This is a genomic window from Brevibacterium jeotgali (genome assembly GCF_900169175.1).
Classification (GTDB): domain Bacteria; phylum Actinomycetota; class Actinomycetes; order Actinomycetales; family Brevibacteriaceae; genus Brevibacterium; species Brevibacterium jeotgali.
Genome location: NZ_FXZM01000004.1, coordinates 68,951 through 83,624, shown reverse-complemented (window position 1 = coordinate 83,624; position 14,674 = coordinate 68,951). Strand labels below are relative to the sequence as shown.

The following is a 14,674-nucleotide window of genomic DNA, read 5'->3' as shown; positions in this document are numbered from 1 at the left end:
CAGCAGGCGCTGCAGGCAGTCGCGTCACAGTCCTGACGGCTGCAGCTGTCGCACCCGTGCCCGCTCGTGTGTGCGCAGCTGGACGACCGTGGCATCCAGCAGCGGAGTGGGCACACCATACGCCGCGGCACGCGCCGCCAGGTCGCCGAGGATGTGTTCGGCCTCCTGGGGGTCTCCGTGCTGGAGGTCGCGGTACAGCGATGAGGTGAAGGGAGAACCGGGCGCCGTGAGCAACTCCACGCCCTGTGCGTGGCTCTCCTCCGCCACCGGGTGACCCGCGGCCGCAGCGACGCTTTCGGCTTCCGCGATCGCCTGGAGGACGAGCGCCTCCCCGCCCGCCGCGATGATGTCACCCACTTCTCCGCGGAACAGGCACGTCACCACCCCTGCGGATGCGATGAACGCCCACTTCTCCCACAGACGGGCGAGCACGTCGTCGACCACGGCCAAGGAGACACCGGGAACGTCGAAGACGCCCTGCACGTCGGCGGGCAGCTCACGGCCGTCCAGCGCCCCGATGGTCATCGCGCTCATGGACGTCTTCTGCACGACGGCCCCCGATCCGTCGATCGTTCCGACGATCTTCACGATCCCGCCGATCGCCTGGCCCGGATACGCCGCGGCCAGCTGATCGATGTGCCGCATTCCGTTGAGGAGCGGGAGGATCAGCGTCTTCTCGTGCACGGCCGGTCGGATCTGCTCGATGATCGCCGGCAGTGCCGGCGCCTTCACCGCGACGACGACGAGGTCGTACGTGCCGTCGACCGCGGTGATCGCGTTGACGTGATGCTGGTGCTCCCCCTCCGGATCGCGGAAGCGCAGTCCCTCGGACCGGAGCACCTCCGCGCGGCGCTTCCGCACCAGGAAGGTCACGTCTCGTCCCGCCTGGAGGAGCCTGGCGCCGAACGCCCCACCGGTCGCTCCCGCACCCACGATCAGGATCTTCATCGTCCCCACTCCTTCGCCCCACTCCCTCGGCCACCGAACGTCACGAGGATAACCGCACGCCGCGCCTGCTGCGGGGCTGGTCCGCCCTGTGAGGCACCGGCGGGATCAGAGCTGAGCGCGGCTGAAGTCGACCGGCAGCAGCGTCCTCAGCTGCTCCGACGTGACGGTCCCGACCTGGACCTCGTCGGCCAACCGGCTGATCTGATGACGCTTCGCCGATGCGAACAGCGTGCGGACGTCGCGTGCATTGCCGAACCCCGGCTGCTCCCGCTTCTCCGCGAGGAGCGTCCGGGCCACGCTGATCGCTTCCGCCTCCACCACGCGGTTCTCCGCCTGCGCGAACCGTACGAGCACATTCATCAGCTCGTCGTCCGAGTAGTCGGGGAAGGTCAGGTGGATGGGGAAGCGCGATGCGATTCCCGTGTTCGACTGGAGGAAGTCGTCCATCTCCGGACCGTAGCCGGCCGCGATGACGATCAGATCCTCGCGGTAGTCCTCCATGTACGTCAGCAGCTTGTCGACCGCTTCACCGCCGAAATCGTGATCACTCTCTGAGGCGAGGCTGTAGGCCTCGTCGATGAAGAGCACCCCGCCGATCGCGGACTCCACCTTCGCCTCCGTCTTCAGCGCCGTCTGACCGATGTAACCGGCGACGAGGTCCGAACGGTGGACTTCGACGAGGTGGCCCTGTGACAGCATCCCGAGCCCATGGAAGATCCGGGCGAGGATCCGTGCCACCTCGGTCTTCCCCGTGCCGGGGTTTCCGAGGAAGAGCATGTGACGCGCATCGTCGCTCATCTCCACACCCGATCCGCGCAGGGTCTCCTCCAGACGCACTTCGTCGACGAGGCCCTCCACCTCCTGCTTGATCCGACCGAGTCCGACCAGGCCGTCGAGATCGCGCTTCGCGGAGGTGAAGATCCGGTGGCGCTGCTCATCGTCCTTCCGGTCCTCGCGGACGTCCGCAACGGCCACTGCCCGGACCTCTTCGTCGGTGAGTTCGCTCAGGCGTCCGCTGAGCCGCATACCCTGACGCTCGATCGTCGCCTCGAAGAGTCGCCGCATCTCGCGGGCATTGCCGTACCGCGGGGTGCGCTTCCTCGGCAGAGCCGACCGGACCTCTTTGAGCACACCCTCCTCCAGCGTCAGATGGGCATCCGCAGCCAGCTTCCCGTAGATCTCGACCAGCTCATCGTCGGTGAAGTCATCGAAGATCACACGGTTGCCGAAGCGCGATTCGAGGCCGGGATTCGCCCGCAGCAGCGTCTGCATCTGCTCGCGATAGCCCGCGGCGATGACGACCAGGTCGTCCCGGTGAGTCTCCATGAGGGTCATCAGCTCGTTCACGGCCTCCTGGCCGTAGTCGCTGCGGCCGTCGTCGGCATTGAGGGTGTAGGCCTCGTCGATGAAGAGCACCCCGCCGAGCGCTGCGGCCACGCGCTTGCGCACCTTGGGGGCCGTCTCCCCGATCCCTTCCCCGACGAGGTCCGCGCGCGACGTCTCGACCAGCTTCCCCGTGCGGAGCACACCGCGGTCCCGGTAGATCTCCCCGATCACGCGAGCGACCTCGGTCTTCCCGGTGCCCGGGTTGCCGAGGAAGAGCAGATGTCGCGCAGGCGACTCGAGCTGGACACCTGCTTCACGCCGTCGCTGCGCGAGCTCCGTCCCCCGCAGCACGCGCCTCACGGTCTCCTTGACCCCGGTCAGGCCGATCATCCGATCGAGCCTCGCCCACGGGTCGGTCGAGGCCGACGCATCGGCTGTCGCTGCCCGACCGCCGTCGACGTCCTCTGTCGGGACATCGGCCGACTCCTTCGGCTCCTGGAGCGACCGGCGGACATCGACCAGGTCATCCGCGAAGTCCTCCAGTGCGATCGTCCGCGGCATGGACGCATCGCCGGCTGACGACAGCGCCGCCCAGAGCAGGCGGAACGTGCACGTCGTCCACTGGAGCGCCGCCCCGGCCTCGCCTTCACGGATCGCGCGGGCCAGGCTGTTCGAGATCGCGGAACGGTCGACGTCCGCACGCTCCCCGGCCGCCACCCGCTCACGCAGCCGCATGTACGTCTGTCCTCCGAGTGCGGGCCGAAGCTCAGGAAGAAGTTCAGCACCGGCGTCGATGAGCTCAGTGACCAGCAGATCCTCGAGCGACGGCAGGACGATGCCCGACTCCTCCAGCGCGGCAGCCGCCTGCTCCCTGCGTCCGCGCAGCAGCTCCAGTTCGAACGGCAGCCCGCGAAGGCTCGGCAGGGCCGTCGCACCCTGCTCGTCCAGCGCACCGGCGAAGATCTCTCCGAGTTCGTCGTCCGTCGCAGAATCCAGACGCGCGACGGGGACCGATTCGAGCACCGCATCGATGAGCCTGATGCCCTCTCGAGCCGCGTCCTCCACGGGTGGGACGCCCGCAAGCATCTCGAGGACGTCCTTGAGGATGTGCGCGGTCGTGGAGATGTCGTTGCGCACGCGAAGGATCTGCCATGCGACCGTCAGCCAGTTGAAGTTCGGAGCCCACATGACGATGCTGAGACTTCGCCGCGTCGCGATTCCCGACTCCTTGAAATCGGCGAGGATGGCTGCGTGCGCGGCCGAATCGAAGATGACGCAGGGGCCCTGCAGCGCCTCGAACATGTACGCGGTCACTTGGACGAGCGGTGGGACGCTGCCCAGGATGCCGAAGCCGGCGTCCCCACCGTCGACGCAATCAGCATGCTCGTGGGTCGCCATGCTCAGAATCTGCCCGCGGAGCGTTGCGATCGACTCGTCCGTGAGCATCCACGGAGCGCCCACGCCCCATCCGCCCAGATACGGCCGACCGGAGGCGATGACGGCGATGTCGTCGCCGGACAGTCGTGAAGCAGTCGTCGAGTGTGTTGACATGGCGTGATCCCTGGTCTGAGAGGTTGCGGAGACAGTGCGAGACGATCTCGAAGGCCGAACGGGTGCGTCCACCCAGCACACTAGTCGCAGGTGAGAGGTCCCATCGTCCGGTCACACCGCTGACGGCACACTGCAGCCCGCACGCGCCGATCAGGGACGTGCATCCCGATCGATCTCGTCGAGGGCCGCGGACATGGACGTCAGGACGTGCAGAGTCGCATCCAGCTGGGCCTGCGTGAGATTGCCGCCGACTCGCCCCATGAGTCGATGCTCCCGGGCCGCCACGGCGTCGATCGCACCACGGCCTTCGGTCGTCAGGCGGACCAGAGACGATCGCCGGTGCGCGGGGTTCGCGATGAGGTCGACGAAGCCCGCATCGCGAGCGTCATGGACCATCCGCTGCACGAACTGACGGCTGAGGTCCTGCGCTCGCGCCATCTGGGGCACGGTGAGCTCGCCCCCTCGGCGGAGCTGGTCGAGCACGGCGCGGACGCCGACCGACATCCCCATGGCCGGCTGCCCGCGCTCCACGATGCGCGCCGCCTTGCGATAGAGCGGTCCCAGTTCGACGTAGACCTCCGCCAGGCGCGCGGCGAGGGCATCGGAGCCAAGTGGACCACTCATGCCGACGATTATGACACTCGGGTTGTCAGTTCGCGGAACGTATGACACCTTGGTTGTCATGATGGATGAAGGAGTCCAGCTTCTCGACCTGGCGGATCACCGTGTGGGCTATGTCGATATCCCGGGCGCGCGGGAGAAGACGCCGCTCGTCCTCCTGCACGGGGGAGGACTCGACCACAGAATGTGGAGCCCCCAGCTCCGCGCGGACCTCGGTCGTCGCACCATCGCGCCGGACGCTCGAGGACATGGGGCGTCCTCACCGGCCGAGACGCCGCATCGACTCGCCGATGACGTCGCCTGGCTGCTCGACGCCCTCGGGATCGACCGCGCGATCCTCGCTGGAGTGTCCATGGGCGGCGGCACCGCCGTGGACGTCGCGCTCGAACACCCGTCCCGCGTTGCGGCACTGGTGGTCAGCGGCACGGGGACGAGCGAGCCCAGCTTCACCGACCCGTGGGTGCTCGAGACGCTCGAGGCCTGGAAGGAGGCGGAGGCGCAGGGAGACATCGACGCGTGGATCAGAGCGTTCATGCGCTTCTCCCACGGACCGGAGCGCACCCCCGACGACGTCGACAGGTCGGTGTGGGACGCAGTCGAAGCCATGGTGAGCGACACGATGTCCCGCAGTCTTCCCCGCGATGATGACGGCCTTCCAGCGCTCCCCACTCCCCCGACGCCGGTCACCGGAACCTGGGAACGACTCAGCGGGATCACGGTGCCGGTGCTCGCACTCGCGGGGGCACTCGACAGCATCGATCACCGTCGCCCGGGCCGCTGCCTGGCCGACGCCGTGCCTGTGGGTCAGTACACGGAGGTCGCGGACAGCGCGCACTACCCGAACCTGGAGAACCCGGCCGCTTTCAACGCTGCGATGGCGAACATGCTCAGCCATCACAGTCTGTGACGATCAGCCCGCCGCTTCAGTCCTCGTACCTCAGTCCTCGTAGTGGATCTCCACACGACGGTTCTCCGCCCGGCCTTCGGGATCGTCCTCAGCTTCTGTGCCGTTCGAGGCGACAGGCTCCGACTCACCGAAGCCCTCGGCCTCGATCTCGAGATCATCCGCGGCCTCGGCCAGGACCTCGGCGACGGCGTCCGCACGCTCCTCCGACAATGACTGGTTGTAGGAGTCCTCGCCCTTCGAATCCGTGTGGCCCGCAACGGTGACGTCCGAGCCGGTCGGGATGTCGTCGGCGATTTCTGCGATGCGGACTGCAGCCTGACTGCTCAGCTCCGCGGAGTCGAACTCGAACAGGATGTCCGTAGCCAGGGTGATGACCGCGCCGCTGCCGGAAGACTCCGTCGTCTCAGCCTCTTCGACGTTCTCGTCGAGGTCGACGATGTTGGGGTCCAGATCGACGACGCTGTCCCGCAGCAGTGACGGGTCTGGGTTCGTGAAATCGTCCGGCGTCGGCACGTCGGTCGCCTCCGCCGGGGCGGATGCCACCAGGCCCGCAGCGACGGCGGCTGACACCGCTAGTGCGCGCAGGGGCAGGGAGCGGGGAGACCGTCCTGCAGAGTGCGCGAGCATCACGGAACCGGGACGTCCGTGACGAGGGACGCGCCTTCGACGGCCAACACGGAGACCGAGTCCGCATCCTCAGGAGCAGCGAAGACGGCGAACGCGTAGAACGTCTGGCCGGGCGCGAACTTCGCCCCTTGATAAGCCGTCTGAGCCCTTGAGTGCGTGTCGCCGATCACCGAGTGCTTCCGCAGGTTCTGCGTATCGAGCAGGTACGGATGCCAGCCGCTGTCGCTCAGGTAGTGATAGAGCCACCGCGGCCTGTCGGAATCGGCGTTCACCGTGAACCCGAACTGGCCGACGAGCGTCTCACCGTTGCGCTCGAGTCCGTAGAAGTCGATGGTCATCGTGGCGTCCGGGTCGCCTTCGACCGTCGCGGGGACCTCTTGGCTGGAAATCGGGTCTGGGAGGTTGTTCGGATCGAGACCCGCAGATCCAGGCGATCCCTCGCCCTGCTCACCCTCCCCACCGCCGGACTGCTGGGCAGCGGCGGTCTCCTGCGCCTCGGCGTCGGTGTCCGATCCGCCCAGCGAGCAGGCGCCCAGCAGACTGACCAGTCCGAGGGAGAGCGCGGATACGGTGATTCTCTGCAGTCGGGACATGCGGCGGCACCTCGGTGAATGATCCGGCAGTGCACCAGAGGGAGCTCTGGTGCGACGATGCATTCGACGCTAGCACGTGAGGCTCGTCGCATCTTCCCGCGCGGCGAACAGTCGGTGACGGGAGAGTGTCGGCGATGCCGGCCGGTTCGCGCTGTCCCGAGTGGGAGCGAGCGACGACTGCCGGTGACGTCAGGAACCCGTCGTCGGGTCGCCCTCCCTCGTGCGTGTGAAGCGCATAAACACCTGGACAGTGATCACGGCCCCGAGGATCGCGACCGCCCACCGGAGCAGCAGGGGCGCGTCGAAGCCGAGGTCCATGATCAGGTTGATCGCCAGGGCGACCAGCGCGGCGAGGAAGAATCGGAGCATAGGAGCCTTCTGGTGTGTAGGACGAACGGCCGACGGCGGGTGACCGACGCTATCAGCCGACGGCGCGGCCACATGCGCGTATCTACATATCCGCCTATGACAATGTTCCTGGTCAGCGAGTTATATGCCTGCATGACTACATCGAAGAAATCCACGCGGGCGGCTCGGTCGTTCGCCTCGTTCGCCGCCGTCTCCGCCCTCGCTCTGCTCGCCGGCTGCGGCCAGGGCTCCGCACCGGAATCGGAGGCTGGTTCCGCCCCCGCCATCGACCCGTCCGACCGTGAGACCCACGAGGCCGCCGGCGCCAACCCGCGCATCGCCGCCACCTACGACGGCGGCATCCTGGTCCTCGACGGGATCACCGGCGAACAGCTGGCAGACCTGCCCGCTCAGGGATTCACCCGCCTCAACCAGGCCGGCGACGACCGCCACCTCTTCCTGACGGAGGGCGACTCGTTCCGGTTGCTGGACACCGGCACGTCGTCCGAGCCGCACGGCGACCACAGCCACTCCTACACGACCGATCCGGTGCTCAGCGATCAGCGGGTCGAGGGGAGCCACCCCGGCCACCTGGTCGTCCACGACGGGATCGCCGCCGCGTTCTTCGACGGCGACGGTGTGGTGAAGACCTTCGATCCGAGCGGGCTGGATGCGACGACCGCGATCGAGTCCGACGATCAGACGCTGCCCGACCCGCACCACGGCGTCGCAGTCCCCCGCGAGGACGGAAGCGTCGTCCTCACCGAGGGGACCGAGGAGTCCCGCAGCACCGTCCTCGTCCAGGACGAAGACGGCGAGGAGATCGTGCGGACGGACGACTGCCCCGGCGTGCACGGTGAAACCGTCGCTGCAGACGGCGTCATCACGGTGGGCTGCGAGAACGGGATCGTCATCGTCGACGGTGACGAGATCACCCACGTGGATGCCGACGAGGACTACGCCCGCCTCGGCAACCAGGCGGGATCGCCGGAGTCGCCGGTGGTCCTGGGCGATTACAAGACGGATCCGGACGCGGAGCTCGAGCGGCCCACGCGCATCAGCCTCACAGACACGGAGTCAGGTGCGATCGAAGTCGTCGATCTGCCGGCGAGCTACTCGTTCCGGTCACTGGCTCGCGGCCCGGAGGGCGAGGCCCTGGTGCTCGGGACCGACGGCACGCTGCGCGTGATCGACGAGGAGTCGGGCGAGATCGCCGCCGAGGTCCCGGTCACCGAGGAGTGGGAGGAGCCTTCCGAATGGCAGACGCCGATGCCGAACATCACCGTGAGCGACGAGCTCGCCTACGTCACCGATCCAAAGACGCAGACGATGCACCTCGTGGACCTCACGAAGGCGGAGGACGGCGCCGAGGCCGTGGTCGACTCCGTGGAGCTGTCGCAGGTGCCGAATGAGACAGCAGTGGCGAGTGGGGCGGTGACGGAGGTACGCGAGGTGGTCGACGGTGAGCACGCCGGCCACGACGGGCACAATCACTGAGGTTAGACGTCCCTGCAAACTAAGCGAATAGCTTTGGTGGCCGCCAACGATTCACGGTGAGCGACGAGCTCGCCGACCTAACGGAGCGCCAGAGGCAGACGATGCACCTCGTGGACCTGACGAAGGCGGAGAACGGCGCCGAGGCCGTGGTCGACTGTCGCTGAAGCGCCCTGGGTTTCGTTCCGTGGTTAGACGGTCGCGGACGCGGTCGTCTTTGGTTGAGTGTAGGTCGCTTCGATTTCGGCCGGGGTGCGGTAGTCGCGTACCTCGTGGAGCCGCTTCGTGTTCCACCAGTTGACCCAGTCCAGAGTCGCGATTTCGACCGCGGTGACGGTCGGCCAGGTGCGGTGGCGATGGATGAGTTCGGCCTTGTAGAGGCCGTTGACGGTCTCGGCGAGGGCGTTGACGCTCCTATAGTTGTCAACTTGCGATCTCGCCGGTGCGGGGGTTGACCTTGATGAGGTGGTAGACCTCGCGGATGACGTACCGCTTCAGGCAACGGATGATGTCGCGCTTGGTCTTGCCTTCAGCGGTCCGACGGGCGACGTAGGCGATGGTCGGCTCGTGGAATCTCATCCGGACGATCACGGTGCGGTAGATCGCGGCGTTCAGATGCCGGTGCCCACCATGGTTGATGCGGTGTCGACCGCTGGTCATCCCGGACCCGGTTGGGACGGGGCTGATGCCGGCAAGCTTCGCGAATGCGGCTTCGGAGTGGATCCGCTCGGGGTTGTCGCCGGCGACGATCAGGATCTCGGCTGCGGTATCGACGCCGATGCCGAACTGCTCCAGCAATTGCGGTGCGGTGCGAAGGACGAGCGCCTCGATCGACTCCCTGAGTTCCTTGGCCTCGCTGTCCAGATGTTGCCATCTGCGGGCCAGGGACCGCAGCGAATGGCGGAGAGAGTCTGAGGGCGTCTCGAGGTTCCGAGGACGCAGCGCTGCGAGGTGGCGAGCAAGCTTAATCGGCGTCATCCGGTTCGTCTCTCGGCGCAGTGTGTCGTCGGCGTGGACGAGCATCGCTTTCATCGAGATCATCGCCGCGGAGCGGTCGGTCACCGCCGAATCGTGCGCGATCTTGAGCTGCCTGATCATCTCGACGCCGCTGTCCGCGGTCTTCGGGATGACCGTCGCGAACCCCGCGAGCACGGAGCGGGCGGCGTTTTCCGCGTCGAGGGTGTCGGATTTCCCGTCCATGCGCCGCTGGCGGCGGTCAGGGCGTCCGGCTTCGACGACCTTGTGTCCGTGTCGGCGCAGGAAGGAGGTGAGGGTGGCGCCGTAGGAGCCGGTGCCCTCGATGCCGAACGCGAGGATCTTTCCGAACGAGTCCGCCCAGCTGAGAAGCTGCTTGAAACCGCCGGAATCGGTGGGGACGGTGAGGGTAGCGAGGATGCCGCCGATGGTGTCGAGCACGGCGGCGACGTGGATGTGCTTATGGGTATCGACGCCGATGACGACGTGCCCGGAGTGGACGGTTTCGAGTGTGCTCATGGTGCCTGTCTCCTTTGACGGTTAGCGTGGTCTCACGCTGTCGCCGGCGGGTGGACAGGACTGTCACGGGGACGCTCTCGACATGCTGCTCCAGGCTCCTATTAGGTCACGCCCGATCCGGCGGCAGCGCTTGCTGCGTGCCCGGCCGGACGGTCGACAGATCAACGCAAAGGCACCCTGCGGGCCAATCGTAAGCAAGGGTCAGACCGCGTCGGCCGGGACTCCCCAATCCTTGCGGAACCGGGTAGAAAGAGACTGACAGTCGTAACTGTCGCCGACGGTGCCGACGGATGCTTTGACGCCGGCGGTGATCAGCGCGTCCGAGTAGGCCAACGAGACGTACTGACTGCCGCGGTCGCTGTGATGGACCAGGCCGCTGCTGGAGGCCTCGGCGCGGGTGCTCAGCAGCGCGTGCTCGAGAGCCTGCAGCGGCAGTGCCTCGGTGTGGAGGCTGGCCGCGACGGCCCAGCCGACAAGCCGACGGGTGCACACCTCCGTGATGAACGCGGTATAGCAGAACCCGGTTGGCATGCGAACGTAGGTAATGTCCGCGACCCAGAGATGGTTCGGCCCAAGTGCAGTGAAGTCCCGTTCAACCAGGTCAGGACGACGATCGGGTACTCCCGAGGGGGTAGTCGTGAGCGCTTCGCGGCCACGGCGAACCCCTTCCAGACAAACTACTTTCATCAACCGAGCAGTCTGGTCCCGGCCGATGTCCCAACCGGCCCGGCGCATCGCCTGGTGCATCTTGCGATACCGGTAGACGCCGTAGTTCTCGGCGTGGATCCTTCGGATCTCACCAATCAGCACCTCGTCGCGGAGGGCCCGGGCAGAGCTCGGGCGCTGCTTCGCGGCTCGATAGCCGCGGGAGGTGAGGAACCCACAATCTGTCGCGCTGAGCACGCAGCAGATGGCCTCGACCCCGAACTGATCACGGTGCACGTCGATGAACCGGATCATTTCGTCGTGGGGCGGTCGAGCTCCGCTGCGAAAAACGCTGATGCCTTCTTCAGGATCTCGTTCGCACGGCGCGCCTCGGCAAGCTCGTGCCGCAGCCGGAGGTTCTCCTCCTCGAGCGAATCCTGCGGGCGGGACGTTCCTTCGGCGGGGCCGTAGCGATTGCACCAGATCCGCAGGGTCTCCTCGCCGACGCCGAGCTGAGGCGCGACGGCACGGATCGACTGCGCTCTGGGGCCACCTTCGAGGGCGTGCCGGTCGTAGACCATGCGGACCGCACGATCACGGAGCTCTGGGCTGAACTTCTTGGGCATGTTCCGATTCTCCTTCGGGAGAGACTCGGAACGGAACCCAGGGCGCTTCAATCAGCAGTCAACGCGCGTCCTGGACTCCTGGCGGCAACACCCCCCCCGGATCATCGAGTGACAGGGCAAGAAAGCCATACCAGGGCCAGCGACCAGATCCTCCGTTGAGGACCTACCAATGAATGTAACGGGCGAAGAATCGAGCGACGAACATCGTCACGACGAGACGGATGCCCGCAGAGCCACCAGCATTGACCGCTTGACTGGCAGACACATTCGGTTTGTCTACCGCTAGCCGCCCTCATCAGCCATCATCTGCCGCATTTTCCCTTGGACACGCGCGACGCCTCGCAGTTTGGCCTCAAGGGCATCGATCTGCTCGCCGACAGTGTCACGGCGCTGACGAAAGTACTGAGCCTGACCCGAGCTGGAGTCGTACTCTGTGGCCTCGTGCGCTCTCCTATAGCGTGCCAAGTTTTCCTGATGGCGTACAAGGTCCCGTTGCAGTTCGACAGTCCTGGCATTGATGTACGCGAGTGCTCTTTGCCTACTATCTGCCTCAGATCCCGCTAAAATTGACTCGACTATTTCTTGTTCGACATCAAACATCCGAGTCTCCACAGGGTGCAACTCGCGGCCCTTCAGGCGGTCCGTGGCTGCAAGGCCCTTCTCAAGGTACTCCGACGATGCGCGGTGTTTGATTTCCTCTTTGGCAGATCTTCGAGCAGCCTCGAGGCATGCAGCCTCAGGACGTGCAGCGCGGCGCATGATCCTCTGCGCTCTAGCCTCAATCTCTCGCTCCTCGGCGCTTAGGCCAGCAATCCGCGCAGCTTCAGCCTCGGCTTGCCTAACAGCCGCTCGATCCGCCGCGGCTTGCCGGGACGCTTCCCGCTCCGCCTCGGCCCTTCGCGCTACTTCCCGGTTCCGCTTGGCGCGGCTGGCGGCTTCCGCCTTCATTTCTGGTGAGTGATCACCCACTTCCAGCTCACGCTCGAGACCCTCGATGGAGGCAGCGAGCTCCTCTCTTTCACGCTGAACAGCGAGACCCTCACGGGCAGCACGCGTCGATTTCGAGTTGTTGGCGGCCACCAACGTTGTTAGAAGCACTGCGGCAACTATGAGCAGTACAAACAGCCCGTTCACGATGAACCCCCGCGATCATCGAATTCGCGAAGCATCTTGTGTAGGGACTGACTCTCGATGACCTCGTGCAAAGCAACTGTCTCCAGACTTCCACGTTCCGAATCTGCAATACTATCCAAGTGAACCACAATGCCGTACCGGACAATTGGGCGGTCGAAGGCTGAGATGAAAGCCGCGTCGCCACCGTCGACAGCCAGGGTGTTGTCTACCTGTATGGTGATTTTGCGGACTTCCGGCGCCTTCATAACTATTTCCCGGAGTCAGCCTTGCCTGCCGTCATCTCATCAGCCGAAGGAACCAGCCGGGAGCACTGAACTATGGATAGGACCTGGACAGTCATGGCTGGGCTGGTAGTCGTCGTGCCGCTGGCTGTGGCCGTCACTGTCGGACTCTTTGTGTTGCCCTTGTTCCCGTCAGCGCAAGCGACAGAAACGGTCGCCGTAGTACGTGTGATCGATGGGGACACGATCATTGTGAACCGAGACAATAACGAAGAGCGAGTGCGAATCCTCGGCATTGATGCCCCAGAGGTTGCTCGAGACGGTGCTCCCGGGGAGGAATGCGCAGCTGAAGCTACCGCACTCACAGAAGAGCTGACGGCTGGTCGTGATGTTGTGACCACTACCGATCCGTCGCAATCGGAGACCGACCGCTACGGACGCACACTGGCCTATGTCGAGGCTGACGGGCAAGACGTGGGCGCCGAGTTGCTCACCTCAGGACTGGCGAAAGTGTACGAATCCGCGACCGACATAGCCCGGTATGCTGACTACGAAAGGCTGGGCCAGCAAGCGGAACCGCCTCCCTGCATGCGGTAGCGACAGGTTTCTACCGACGGGGAAAGAGGCGCACCATGTTCAGCCAACAGTGCACAGCCGCATCCCGATGAGTCGCCCCGAAAGCTGAGGGAGCGCTCCCAGACCGCCCACACCGAAAGTAGCCCGGACCGTTGAGAAGCTCTTCCGGTCTAGTGTCCCGAGGGGGCCGGAAAGATCTCTACGCTGGCAATCCATTCAGCAATTGACGAAGACGGACAATGGCGCAGATGCCGTAGTCGACTCTGGAGAGCTGTCGCAGGTGCCGAATGAGACTGCAGTCGCGAGTGGGGCGGTCAGCGAAGCTGGCGGAACAGACCCGTCCTGACCAGCTGCAGTCCGCGCAGCAGAGCCGACAGCACGGCGAGCCCGGCCAGTGCCAGCAGAGGGACGGCCGCACCCAGTGTGGGCAGCAGGGCCTCCAGCAGGACCGGCAGGCCGAATCCCAGGTAGGTGAAGACGTAGAAGATCCCGACCACCGTGCCGCGGGATTCAGGAGGACTGAGGCGCTCGACGTCCACCAGGCCCTGCTGCAGGCACAGTCCGTAGGCGGTGCCCAGGACGAGGCTCGCCACGATGAAGAGCCAGACCGGGGGTACGGCCCCGCCCAGGCCTGCCGCCGCCATGCCCACGGCGGCCAGAACAGCTCCGGTGATCCCTGCACGAGGCCCCCAGCCGAATCTGCGGCCCAGCATCTGGGCGCCCAGACCGGGTAGGAGTGTCAGCAGCGCGGCGATCCCGGGCAGGAGCAGACCGGATTCGACCCGGTCGGCCACTCGCCCGGCCAGCACCACGAAGGTCATGGTTGCGCAGCTGAACACCCACACTGCCATCGGCAGGGCGGCTGACAGTGCTCGACCGACGCTGCGTCCGGCGTCGGGGGTGAGCTTCACCCCGACGGCACTCGCAGCAGGGGCTGCTGGGCGTCCTCGGGCCACCACCAGCGCCAGTGCCACGGTGGCGAGCGAGAACAGCGCGGTCACCGCGAAGGGGGCGGGCAGGGCCGCAGTGTTCGGCATCGCGAAGGCCAGCAGTCCGGAGACGATGGGGCCCACAGCGAAGCCCAGCGTCAGGAAGATCCCGGCAAGGATCGCTCCACCTGCGCCACGGAGTCGACCGGCCCAAGCCGTGCCGGCGCTCATCGCCAGGCCGACGCCGAGTCCGACGACGAGCCGCCCCAGCAACACCCCGGCCTCGCCGTGCCAAACGAGCAGTGACGCGTTGCCGATCGCCGCAACAGCGCCACCGGTCAGAACCACTGCACGGGCACCGAGCTTGTCCGCCAGTGCCCCACCGCCCAGCAGGGAGGGGAGCAGTCCCAGGGCGTAGATCCCGTAGGCGCCGTTGAGCAGGACATCACTCAGGTGCTCCTGCTCCCGGAGCACCCCGAGCATGGAGGCGAAGTGATTCGCCGCCCATCCAGCACCGAGCAGGAGGATGAGCACCGCGCCGAAAGTGCTGTCACGAGCGCTCCAGCGACCCATACTCACCCCACGATCCTGTGTTCAGACGCCACCGTCTGGAACCCTACTGCCCGCGACCGGG

General features: G+C 66.1%; 14 protein-coding genes, 1 pseudogene and 1 other annotated feature. Of the genes and pseudogenes, 3 read left to right on the top strand and 12 right to left on the bottom strand.

Going from position 1 to position 14,674, the window contains the following annotated elements:
• Window positions 1–24: 24 nt before the first annotated feature.
• The 3 genes from BJEO58_RS05120 to BJEO58_RS05110 form a co-directional block, all read right to left on the bottom strand.
• The gene (locus tag BJEO58_RS05120; protein WP_101588317.1) at window positions 25–948 is read right to left on the bottom strand and encodes a ketopantoate reductase family protein; all 924 of its coding nucleotides are present in this window, start codon (window positions 946–948) and stop codon (window positions 25–27) included.
• A 105-nt stretch (window positions 949–1,053) separates the two neighbouring features.
• On the bottom strand, window positions 1,054–3,825 hold the full coding sequence (locus BJEO58_RS05115) for an AAA family ATPase (protein ID WP_101588315.1): 2,772 nt from the start codon (window positions 3,823–3,825) through the stop codon (window positions 1,054–1,056).
• A 150-nt stretch (window positions 3,826–3,975) separates the two neighbouring features.
• A complete protein-coding gene (locus BJEO58_RS05110) occupies window positions 3,976–4,449 on the bottom strand; it encodes a MarR family winged helix-turn-helix transcriptional regulator (protein ID WP_101588313.1) in 474 nt (157 codons plus the stop codon).
• A gap of 58 nt (window positions 4,450–4,507) precedes the next feature.
• Here BJEO58_RS05110 and BJEO58_RS05105 point away from each other — a divergent pair, with 58 nt between their 5' ends.
• The gene (locus tag BJEO58_RS05105; protein ID WP_219617074.1) at window positions 4,508–5,353 is read left to right on the top strand and encodes an alpha/beta fold hydrolase; all 846 of its coding nucleotides are present in this window, start codon (window positions 4,508–4,510) and stop codon (window positions 5,351–5,353) included.
• Window positions 5,354–5,383: 30 nt separating this feature from the next.
• Here the strand turns inward: BJEO58_RS05105 and BJEO58_RS05100 are convergent, their stop codons facing one another.
• From BJEO58_RS05100 to BJEO58_RS05090, 3 genes are all read right to left on the bottom strand, one after another.
• Window positions 5,384–5,980: an OmpA family protein gene (locus tag BJEO58_RS05100; protein WP_144573787.1), complete on the bottom strand. Its 597-nt coding sequence runs from the start codon at window positions 5,978–5,980 to the stop codon at window positions 5,384–5,386.
• Entirely contained in the window at window positions 5,980–6,573 is a 594-nt protein-coding gene (locus tag BJEO58_RS05095) for a hypothetical protein (protein ID WP_101588309.1), read from the bottom strand. The genes BJEO58_RS05100 and BJEO58_RS05095 overlap by 1 nt, the downstream gene beginning before the upstream one ends.
• Before the next feature lie 189 nt (window positions 6,574–6,762).
• The gene (locus tag BJEO58_RS05090; RefSeq protein ID WP_101588308.1) at window positions 6,763–6,942 is read right to left on the bottom strand and encodes a hypothetical protein; all 180 of its coding nucleotides are present in this window, start codon (window positions 6,940–6,942) and stop codon (window positions 6,763–6,765) included.
• 132 nt (window positions 6,943–7,074) lie between these two features.
• On the opposite strand from BJEO58_RS05090, the gene BJEO58_RS05085 reads away from it, so the two are divergent.
• Window positions 7,075–8,418, top strand: coding sequence for a hypothetical protein (locus BJEO58_RS05085; protein ID WP_101588306.1), 1,344 nt, complete (start codon window positions 7,075–7,077; stop codon window positions 8,416–8,418).
• 188 nt (window positions 8,419–8,606) lie between these two features.
• Here the strand turns inward: BJEO58_RS05085 and BJEO58_RS05080 are convergent.
• From BJEO58_RS05080 to BJEO58_RS05060, 5 genes and pseudogenes are all read right to left on the bottom strand, one after another.
• Window positions 8,607–8,822, bottom strand: a pseudogene (locus tag BJEO58_RS05080) (integrase core domain-containing protein); the annotation flags it as partial.
• Between the two features lie 16 nt (window positions 8,823–8,838).
• A complete protein-coding gene (locus BJEO58_RS05075; protein WP_101588304.1) occupies window positions 8,839–9,909 on the bottom strand; it encodes an IS110 family RNA-guided transposase in 1,071 nt (356 codons plus the stop codon).
• A gap of 201 nt (window positions 9,910–10,110) precedes the next feature.
• A complete protein-coding gene (locus BJEO58_RS05070; protein ID WP_101588303.1) occupies window positions 10,111–10,869 on the bottom strand; it encodes an IS3 family transposase in 759 nt (252 codons plus the stop codon).
• Window positions 10,784–10,908 (bottom strand) — a sequence feature (AL1L pseudoknot). Its footprint overlaps the gene before it by 86 nt.
• On the bottom strand, window positions 10,866–11,180 hold the full coding sequence (locus BJEO58_RS05065; protein WP_101588301.1) for a transposase: 315 nt from the start codon (window positions 11,178–11,180) through the stop codon (window positions 10,866–10,868). (Overlaps the previous feature by 43 nt.) Before BJEO58_RS05065 ends, BJEO58_RS05070 begins: the two co-directional genes overlap by 4 nt.
• A 282-nt stretch (window positions 11,181–11,462) precedes the next feature.
• A complete protein-coding gene (locus tag BJEO58_RS05060; protein ID WP_101588300.1) occupies window positions 11,463–12,314 on the bottom strand; it encodes a hypothetical protein in 852 nt (283 codons plus the stop codon).
• Window positions 12,315–12,652: 338 nt separating this feature from the next.
• Between BJEO58_RS05060 and BJEO58_RS05050 the strand changes: the two genes are divergently transcribed.
• Window positions 12,653–13,132 carry a thermonuclease family protein gene (locus BJEO58_RS05050; RefSeq protein WP_180951832.1) on the top strand — a complete coding sequence of 160 codons (480 nt, stop codon included), beginning with the start codon at window positions 12,653–12,655 and terminating at the stop codon, window positions 13,130–13,132.
• Window positions 13,133–13,425: 293 nt separating this feature from the next.
• Here the strand turns inward: BJEO58_RS05050 and BJEO58_RS05045 are convergent, their stop codons facing one another.
• Window positions 13,426–14,613: an MFS transporter gene (locus BJEO58_RS05045; RefSeq protein ID WP_101588295.1), complete on the bottom strand. Its 1,188-nt coding sequence runs from the start codon at window positions 14,611–14,613 to the stop codon at window positions 13,426–13,428.
• Window positions 14,614–14,674: the final 61 nt, after the last annotated feature.

Bases quoted from the DNA above. Each gene is read 5' to 3' on its own strand.
- BJEO58_RS05045 (WP_101588295.1), bottom strand. From the start codon at position 14,613: ATGGGTCGCTGGAGCGCTCGTGACAGCACTTTCGGCGCGGTGCTCATC.
- BJEO58_RS05095 (WP_101588309.1), bottom strand. From the start codon at position 6,573: ATGTCCCGACTGCAGAGAATCACCGTATCCGCGCTCTCCCTCGGACTG.
- BJEO58_RS05105 (WP_219617074.1), top strand. From the start codon at position 4,508: ATGATGGATGAAGGAGTCCAGCTTCTCGACCTGGCGGATCACCGTGTG.
- BJEO58_RS05120 (WP_101588317.1), bottom strand. From the start codon at position 948: ATGAAGATCCTGATCGTGGGTGCGGGAGCGACCGGTGGGGCGTTCGGC.
- BJEO58_RS05075 (WP_101588304.1), bottom strand. From the start codon at position 9,909: ATGAGCACACTCGAAACCGTCCACTCCGGGCACGTCGTCATCGGCGTC.
- BJEO58_RS05085 (WP_101588306.1), top strand. From the start codon at position 7,075: ATGACTACATCGAAGAAATCCACGCGGGCGGCTCGGTCGTTCGCCTCG.
- BJEO58_RS05050 (WP_180951832.1), top strand. From the start codon at position 12,653: ATGGCTGGGCTGGTAGTCGTCGTGCCGCTGGCTGTGGCCGTCACTGTC.
- BJEO58_RS05065 (WP_101588301.1), bottom strand. From the start codon at position 11,180: ATGCCCAAGAAGTTCAGCCCAGAGCTCCGTGATCGTGCGGTCCGCATG.
- BJEO58_RS05115 (WP_101588315.1), bottom strand. From the start codon at position 3,825: ATGTCAACACACTCGACGACTGCTTCACGACTGTCCGGCGACGACATC.
- BJEO58_RS05110 (WP_101588313.1), bottom strand. From the start codon at position 4,449: ATGAGTGGTCCACTTGGCTCCGATGCCCTCGCCGCGCGCCTGGCGGAG.
- BJEO58_RS05070 (WP_101588303.1), bottom strand. From the start codon at position 10,869: ATGATCCGGTTCATCGACGTGCACCGTGATCAGTTCGGGGTCGAGGCC.
- BJEO58_RS05100 (WP_144573787.1), bottom strand. From the start codon at position 5,980: ATGCTCGCGCACTCTGCAGGACGGTCTCCCCGCTCCCTGCCCCTGCGC.
- BJEO58_RS05090 (WP_101588308.1), bottom strand. From the start codon at position 6,942: ATGCTCCGATTCTTCCTCGCCGCGCTGGTCGCCCTGGCGATCAACCTG.